General features: G+C 48.1%; 8 protein-coding genes and 1 pseudogene. All 9 read right to left on the minus strand.

What is annotated here, in order from left to right; all coding sequences use genetic code 11:
* Positions 1-336: pseudogene (locus M3089_RS15510) on the minus strand (hypothetical protein); the annotation flags it as partial.
* A 22-nt stretch (positions 337-358) separates the two neighbouring features.
* The gene (locus M3089_RS15515; protein WP_249085195.1) at positions 359-2,005 is read right to left on the minus strand and encodes a formylglycine-generating enzyme family protein; all 1,647 of its coding nucleotides are present in this window, start codon (positions 2,003-2,005) and stop codon (positions 359-361) included.
* Positions 2,006-2,046: 41 nt separating this feature from the next.
* Positions 2,047-2,805, minus strand: a complete 759-nt coding sequence (locus M3089_RS15520; protein ID WP_249085197.1) for a carboxylesterase family protein — start codon at positions 2,803-2,805, stop codon at positions 2,047-2,049.
* Entirely contained in the window at positions 2,792-3,151 is a 360-nt protein-coding gene (locus M3089_RS15525) for a hypothetical protein (protein ID WP_249085199.1), read from the minus strand. The genes M3089_RS15520 and M3089_RS15525 overlap by 14 nt, the downstream gene beginning before the upstream one ends.
* A 29-nt stretch (positions 3,152-3,180) precedes the next feature.
* Positions 3,181-3,615 (minus strand): hypothetical protein, encoded by a 435-nt coding sequence (locus M3089_RS15530; RefSeq protein ID WP_249085200.1) that lies wholly within the window; start codon positions 3,613-3,615, stop codon positions 3,181-3,183.
* Between the two features lie 11 nt (positions 3,616-3,626).
* Positions 3,627-3,959 carry a hypothetical protein gene (locus tag M3089_RS15535; protein WP_249085203.1) on the minus strand — a complete coding sequence of 111 codons (333 nt, stop codon included), beginning with the start codon at positions 3,957-3,959 and terminating at the stop codon, positions 3,627-3,629.
* 52 nt (positions 3,960-4,011) lie between these two features.
* Positions 4,012-4,506 (minus strand): RNA polymerase sigma factor, encoded by a 495-nt coding sequence (locus tag M3089_RS15540; protein ID WP_249085204.1) that lies wholly within the window; start codon positions 4,504-4,506, stop codon positions 4,012-4,014.
* 231 nt (positions 4,507-4,737) lie between these two features.
* Positions 4,738-5,100 (minus strand): hypothetical protein, encoded by a 363-nt coding sequence (locus M3089_RS15545; RefSeq protein ID WP_249085207.1) that lies wholly within the window; start codon positions 5,098-5,100, stop codon positions 4,738-4,740.
* Between the two features lie 493 nt (positions 5,101-5,593).
* On the minus strand, positions 5,594-6,121 hold the full coding sequence (locus M3089_RS15550) for a coiled-coil domain-containing protein (RefSeq protein ID WP_249085209.1): 528 nt from the start codon (positions 6,119-6,121) through the stop codon (positions 5,594-5,596).
* Positions 6,122-6,329 lie beyond the last annotated feature (208 nt).

Raw genomic sequence — 6,329 nt, forward strand, 5'->3', positions numbered from 1 at the left:
AGGTGTGAAGCCGGGCGGGTCAGAAGCGTTGAACGTGATGATAGTACTTGCGCTTTTTATTTCTTCCGTCACTGCATTTCCTTGCGCGTCCACTTTGATGTTTGTTTTGCCTGCCAACGGATTACCATCTACACTTTCCAACTCGACTTTGGTCACACCGGAAAATCCGATACTGAACTTAATGCCGCAACGGAGTTCGGAATCGCCATCATATCCGTTGTCTTTATCTGTCTGGACGGGCGAAACCGCCATTATATTTTCTTTGCCATTCTCTTGAGCGGATACAATAGTACCCGTCACAATGGCCATAGCCATTGCTAAAAATAAATTTCTCATATTTGAAATGAAGTTTTAAGTGTCAGAGATTAGGAACCGTTCTTACTACCCGGAAGCCGACATTGGCATAACCTTGCGCACTATCCCTTACTACATCGGATTTCTCGCTACGGCAGTCATCGCGGTCGGAATCCCAACAGCCTCCTTTGATGATGTATAGGCCATTGGCATCTGTCGATGAAGTCCATTCCCAACAGTTACCCCAAAAATCAATGCCGCCGCAAGCTCCGGTTGCCTGGCTGTAAGCGTCCACCGCCGTCAGTCCGGATTCCACATAGCCGGAGTTCATGGAAACATCCTTGGGCATGTGTCCGGCAGCAAGAATCCACTCCTCGTCTGTCGGAAGACGGTATGTGTGCGAGGCGTCCTGCGCCGTGAGCCAGTCGCAATAGGCGGCAACCTGTGCAATCGGGATGTTTACCGCCGGATAGTTATCTTTCCCTACATCATAGCTGAAATCGGGATTGAAAGCCGCATATTCGGCATTTGTAACAGGAGCATACCCAATGTAGGCATCCTGTTCCGGCACGCCGCGCAGTACCATCCAGGCATCATCGAGGTTGTCATCAGTTCGAGGGTCAATCAGCCTTAGGAACTGCTGTTCCAACCGGATGTCGCGGTTCTCAACCATTTCATCCACTATCTCCTGCATCTCGTCAACAAGGTCGGGAGTAGGAGCTTCCCGTTCCAGTTCCCGAAGTTTGGATTTCTTCCGTGCGACAACTTTGTCATAGCGGATTCCCATTTGCACCATCAGAGCCTGATTGTTCTCCTCCGTCGGGTTCTGTTGGTATTGACGGAGAAGGGCGGTTGTCGTGGCATCCAGTTCTGGGCGTTCTTCTTCCACAAGCGGCGCATCGGGGTCGTCAAACACCAGTTCGCTTTCCACCAAGTCAATCGGGGTTATATAGGAGGCACGTTCCACTGTCTGATGCACGCCAAAATAGTCGGCAACCTGCCCGTCTTTGTAAATGGACAGCCTGTAACCTCCGTAAAGGTCGCAAGGCAAGGTGGATATGAAATAATCTTTCCCGGAAAGGAAACCGGACTCATTAGGGGCATTGAACGTAAGGATATAACTGGTGTCACTCATTTCAGCTACGACCGGAACCCCTTGTTCGTCCCATTTAAGTTTGGCTTTGCCCGACAAGGCATAGCCATCGACACTTTCCAATTCCACTTTCGTTACACCGGACATCTGGAAATTCAGTCTTATACCGCCATAAACCGATTGAAAACACAGCGACTCGGAAATGGAACGGGCTACCGACACAGCCGCAGTTTCATCAAATCCGCTATCCTTTGCCGTCTGAACGGGAGGAACGGATACGGTAACGCCCTCATTGTCGAAAGAAACCATATTACCTTCCGGATAGATGCCGTATAGGGGATTGCTGTCTGTGAAAGTTCTTGATATACCACTTGTAAAGCTCGATATGTTACCCGATTCCTGCGCTTCGGCGAAAGCAGTCTGTCCATCGTGCAGCAACAGGATAGTATCTCCTGCACGCCATTTGTCATACAGCCCGTCTATGAGGGTTGCCACCAAACCGCCTGAAGATAATGCCTGCCCGTCGGAAAATCTGGCGTATTCCAACTCCTCGTTGCTGTCCGAACAAGATACAAGACCGAGCAATGACATAAAACAAACAATAATTCTATTTTTCATTTTTCTATTTGAGTTATTCACATTCTTTTATTTGGTTACACTCACTGACGGGTGTGGCTGAAAATCCAATCAAGACGTTGGGGGGTATAACTGTCCGTGCAAGTCTGAACATGCCCCCAGCCGTTTTCAACATCCATTATGGCTTCTCCTCCTTTTCCTTTCAACCGCTCCACGAAATCAACTACACGCGGGATGGTCATCAGTCTGTCATCGCTCCCCATTACCGTATAAACCGGAGTATTTGCTACACGATCGCTGTCGGCTGTTTCCGGATTGCCGGCAACCGGCATGACGGCGGCGAAAAGACAAGGATAAGCTGAAGACATAAGCCATGCACCAGTACCGCCCATTGAACCTCCAAACTGGTAGATGCGGTGTGCATCCACTTCGCCACGTTTCGTATAGTCCTCTATTATCTGTCTGACGGCTTCATTTGTTTCCACTCCCCATGTGAGCGAGTCCGGACATTGCGGTACAAGCATCACCGCATGGATATTCCTTTCTTTGAGATAACCTGCTATGGTGAATATGGCTTGTTCCTGCATTTGCAGCACATTGTCATTGCCCCGTTTGGGACCGCCATGCATGTAAATTACCAGAATAGGGATTGGCTGTCCGCTTCCGGTTGCAATCACAGCTTTCCTGTACGGGAATGTAACATTCTCGTAAGTCCAGCTTTCAAAAGAAAAAGTGAGGGGTGCAACCGGAGCGGATGCAAGGGAAATCCTGAAGCTCCAAAAGGAACAAACAAGAAGGAACGTGGTTCTCAGGAGGCTGGCATTCTTTTTAGCAAGCCTCATGTCTGTTACTTTTCAGGTGCGTGTTTCCGTCTTTGGCTGCTGCCTCCTCCTGTAATTGCTTGTAAAGCACCTGTTGGTCGGAAGTCAGCACAGCCGCAATGTCTGTTATCAGCTTTTCCATCGCTTCTTTACGCTTTTCTTTGGGATATTTCTGCTTGTAGAAGTCTGCGTAAAGGTCGCGTATCTCGCTTTTCTGGTTGTCTGTCAGCGACAGTTTCTCATCAAGTTTTTGGATGCGTTGCTCGGTACGCTGTTGCGGTGTCATACGCTGGCGGTTGTTGTCTTGTGCTGAAATGGTTTGAACCATAGAAACGGCTATCAGCATAGCCATGATTAACTTTTTCATACGATATAAATTTAATAAGTGAATAGTTTTTATCGGTTTGTCCTCCTACTTCGTTTGGAAAGGCGTTCCATCATCAGCCGTTCCAGCTCATAGACACGTTGGATTTGTTTCTGTGTCAGGAACTCGCTGTAAATGGCATAATATTTTTGCCGCAAGTCCAGTATCTTTTGGCTGTGGGCAAAACGGGCTTTCAACGCCTGCTCGGTTTCTTTGTCGGTCATTTGGTTGTTTGGTTGCTTCGGACGGGAACCGAGAGCCCAAATGTCCCGTTGAAACTGGCAGAAGGTTTCGATAAAACGCTGACTTGTCGTCTCGTCCATTGCCATCTCCTTGGCAATATGCTTAGCCTGTACCTCTGCCAATTGTTCACGGGTGAGGCGCTGCTTGTTGCTCTGCGCTGAAACCGTTCCGCTGAAGGCTGTCAATGAGACAACCAGCAGCAATAGTCTGATTATATTCTTCATATTCTTTATTATTATTCGTTCATAAACAGATCTTCTTGATAAACGGCAAGCATGTAAGCCTGGTCTTCCTGGCTTAGGTTAGCAAATGCCTGTTCCACTTGATAGAAACTATCAGTTGTCCCTTTGTGGAAAAGAGGATTGAACACAAATAACAAGGCTATACTTGCGGCTACCGCCAGAGATGCCGCGAAAACACGCAGGCGGTATGTCTTGCGCTTGTATGTTTGGGAAAGTCCGCCTTGAACTTCTTTCCATATATTTGCTTCCATCTCGTCAAGGAAGCCTTCCGGTGTTTTATAAGGCATACGCTTTCCAATCCGGTTGAAATCAAAATCTTTTTCCATATCCTTAATCTGTGGAGTTCATATACTTTATTATCTTCTCTTTGGCCAAATGTTAGTTGGCTTTCACATTGGCTGCCGTGGAGCCAGTGATGGCGGCTATCTCGTCATATTCCAGTTCATCGTAGTAGCGCAGGTTGAACGCCAGTTGCTGCTTGGTGGGCAATGACAGGATAGCCTTTTGCAGTTTTACTGCTTCCAAATCATTGTAATCCACATATTCGTCGGCTATCAGGTCGCTTACTCCGGCTTCTGGGTCGTCCAATGAAAGCCGCTCGCCACGTCTTCGTTCCAATACACGCAGAGCTTCGTTAGTGGCAATCCGGTAAATCCACGCACAGAACGAACATTCTCCTTTGAACTGCCGGATAGAACGGAATACCCGTACAAAGGTTTCTTGGGCGGCATCCTGCGCGTCATCGTGCGAAACGACCAGACGGCGGATATGCCAATACACTGCCTCTTTGTATTTCGCCATCAGCAACCGGAATCCGTTTTCGACATTTTCTTTCAGGGCTGAAACTATGTCCGTATCATTCAGTACTGCCATAGGAGTCCGGTTCGGTCATAGCCAAACATTCTTCAAAGGTGATACCATCCTAGCTTTGCTCTGTGGCGGTAGTCTGTTCCGCGATAATAACTACCCGATGACGGTGTGGATGATGGCGGTGAGGACGTGTATGTCTATGCACGGCACATGAACTGCACAGCATGACCATTCCGACAATCAAAGTAAATGCACCCCATTTCTTATATCCTTTCATAACCATAACTCCTTTCTCTATTTCCTTAATATATACACTTTCTTTTTCCCTCTTATTACGGCCTCAAGAGGTCTTTCTTTATCAGCTACAAATGCGTCAAGTTCCGCTTTTGCGGCGGCCTTCGACAATTCTGTCATTTTAGCGTATTTCTTAACGGTAAGGTATTCATGATTTTTCAGATATGCCATTGCCATTCTGAAACGCTCTTTTTGGGTGAAGCGGTTACTGACATGGACAGCCACGGCTGGCCTTGAAACAACCGTCACAACACGATACGGACGATGATACTGATGCCAACGCTGTGCATTGGCAGTTCCGCATGAAAGGACAATGACAACTATTGCCATCATCGCTATTTTCTGTCTTCTTGTTGGTCTCATAACATTCAATGTTTAAGTTATACATTTATACTTTCCGTTCCTGCCCGTAAGCTCCTTGAATGGACGTTCTACATAGAAGACCCGGCAAAGAAATGAAAGTAAAATTGGTGATGCAATTTTTGTGAGAAATTTTATTGGTTTTGACCAGCGGGAGGGCGGCAAGCGGTTTTGGTCTACCCAAAACACAAACTTGCTATCCTCCCGTTGGCATTATCTATGACCCCATGCTCTTGACTCTCCTAAACGGCTCAACCGTCTTTTTTACGGATGAGAACAGCCTGCCAAACTGTTCCTTGAACCATTCGCCAATCAGTTGCCCGTTGATGGCTAGTGCAAGTTTAGACCTGTCTTTCGGGTCTTTCACCACTTGGAAGCCAGCCCTTTCGGTCGTGAACTTCCGCCTATGTTCCTCCGAATAGAGTTCGCCCTCGTAGAACAATAGTTTGCCACTAATGAGCGTGGCGGTCTGCCGCTCGTTGAAGTCGACTTTAAGTCAGAACTTCTCCATGTACACCAACTCTTGAAACAGCGGGAACCACTTCTTGGCTTTTTGGATAATGGATTTCAGGAATGACACTTCCTTTTGGTGTTCTGCTTCCTCGTCCGACAATTCCCTGCGGTGCTTGGCTTGCAGTTCCATAAGCTGGCGGTGGTGTTCTTCCTGCTGCCATTGCATTTGCCGTTGCAACAGTTCGATGCTTTCGTCACGTGCGGCAACCTCGCCTTGCAGGGTGCGGTTGTCGTCTTCCAGTCCTTTCAGCTTTCCGCTGCCCAAAAGAGAACCGACCTTTGCCACAAGTGCCGTTTTCGCCTCGGTCTTGGCGACTTCCAACTTCTCCGGCTTGATTTCTTTCCTGACTTCGTCAAGCTGCCGTTCCGCCTGCCGCTGTTCGGTTTGTAGTTGTTGCACGTTGGCTTCAAGCTCTCCTGTCTGCCGTTTAAGGTCACGGTAGTATTGGGCGGTGGTGGTATGCCGTGCTTCTGACCCCCGTATGTCACGCTGCAAGCCGTATTTCGCCATTGCTATGGCGTAGCTGTCGTGGTATGCGATAAGCCTTTCACGGCTTTCCTATGTGACCAAAGTCGAGTTGGAAAGTGTAGATGGTAATCCGTTGGCAGGCAAAACAAACATCAAAGTGGACGCGCAAGGAAATGCTGTGACGGAAGAAATAAAAAGCGCAAGTACTATCATCACGTTCAACGCTTCTGACCCGTCCGGCTTCACACCC

Origin of the sequence: Marseilla massiliensis, from assembly GCF_023336985.1 — a bacterium.
Taxonomy (GTDB): Bacteria; Bacteroidota; Bacteroidia; order Bacteroidales; family Bacteroidaceae; genus Prevotella; species Prevotella intestinigallinarum.

Excerpts from the sequence above, each read along its gene's own strand:
- M3089_RS15515 (WP_249085195.1), bottom strand. The coding sequence starts at position 2,005 with ATGAAAAATAGAATTATTGTTTGTTTTATGTCATTGCTCGGTCTTGTA.
- M3089_RS15520 (WP_249085197.1), bottom strand. The coding sequence starts at position 2,805 with ATGAGGCTTGCTAAAAAGAATGCCAGCCTCCTGAGAACCACGTTCCTT.
- M3089_RS15525 (WP_249085199.1), bottom strand. The coding sequence starts at position 3,151 with ATGAAAAAGTTAATCATGGCTATGCTGATAGCCGTTTCTATGGTTCAA.
- M3089_RS15530 (WP_249085200.1), bottom strand. The coding sequence starts at position 3,615 with ATGAAGAATATAATCAGACTATTGCTGCTGGTTGTCTCATTGACAGCC.
- M3089_RS15535 (WP_249085203.1), bottom strand. The coding sequence starts at position 3,959 with ATGGAAAAAGATTTTGATTTCAACCGGATTGGAAAGCGTATGCCTTAT.
- M3089_RS15540 (WP_249085204.1), bottom strand. The coding sequence starts at position 4,506 with ATGGCAGTACTGAATGATACGGACATAGTTTCAGCCCTGAAAGAAAAT.
- M3089_RS15545 (WP_249085207.1), bottom strand. The coding sequence starts at position 5,100 with ATGAGACCAACAAGAAGACAGAAAATAGCGATGATGGCAATAGTTGTC.
- M3089_RS15550 (WP_249085209.1), bottom strand. The coding sequence starts at position 6,121 with ATGGCGAAATACGGCTTGCAGCGTGACATACGGGGGTCAGAAGCACGG.